At 47.6% G+C, this 973-nt stretch carries 1 protein-coding gene; it reads left to right on the top strand.

What is annotated here, in order from left to right; all coding sequences use genetic code 11:
• Window positions 1-301: 301 nt before the first annotated feature.
• On the top strand, window positions 302-973 hold a 672-nt coding region (locus ACT3RT_RS23075; protein WP_153931999.1), incomplete at its 3' end, for an IS110-like element IS5708 family transposase.

Here is a 973-nt window from a genome sequence, read left to right as displayed (position 1 = left end):
CCGTCAGTAGCTGAACAGGAGGGACAGCTGATAGAAACAGAAGCCACTGGAGCACCTCAAAAACACCATCATACACTAAATCAGTAAGTTGGCAGCATCACCCATGTCCGAAAGTAAGCAAAACCATTAACGGACAGCCGGATCATTTCGTACATCCCTTACGGTCAGGGGTTCGCGCTCAATGGAACGAAATCACCCGTTAGCTTAAAACGCTTAACGAATGGAAGGGACTTCCCCTAGATATGCGCCTGATTAACTTTCGTGCAATCATAGGATAAACATTGACCCAGAGGGATTCGTTATGACCATCACCACTGTCGGTATCGATCTTGCTAAAAATGTGTTTGCTGTTCACTGCATTGACCAAAATGGTAAAGCTGTTCTGGTTAAACCCAAGGTGTCGCGTGCAGCACTTTCTGAACTCATCGCAGGTTTACCTCCCTGTGTCATTGGAATGGAAGCCTGCTCGGGTGCCCACTATTGGGCAAGATTATTCAGGCAGTATGGCCATGATGTCCGGTTGATGGCTCCGAAATTTGTCTCACCCTATCGCATGGCGGGTAAGACCGGGAAAAATGATGCAGCTGATGCAATAGCTATTTGTGAGGCAGTGCAGCGGCCGCATATGCGCTTTGTACCAGTCAAAGACGAAAGCCAGCAGGCAATGCAATGCTTACATCGGACAAGACAGGGATTTATCCAGGAAAGAACAGCAACGTATAACCGTCTTCGGGGCCTGATATCTGAATTCGGGGTTATTGCCCCACAAAGCACTGATGCTCTGCGTCATGTTGTTTCTGACCAGAAGGAAACTCTGCCAGTACAGGTTAGGCTGTGCATTGATGATCTATTGACACATGTCACTAATATTGAAGAGAAAATCGCCGAATATGACAGGGTATTATCTCGTGTGGCCAAAACAGATCATCGCAGCCAGCAGTTAATGGAACTGAAAGGTGTTGGGCCCACCACA

Source organism: Ewingella sp. AOP9-I1-14 (genome assembly GCF_052375995.1).
GTDB lineage: Bacteria > Pseudomonadota > Gammaproteobacteria > Enterobacterales > Enterobacteriaceae > Ewingella > Ewingella allii.
The sequence above is the reverse complement of the archived record's forward strand: the minus strand, read 5'-3'. Positions and strand labels throughout refer to the sequence as shown.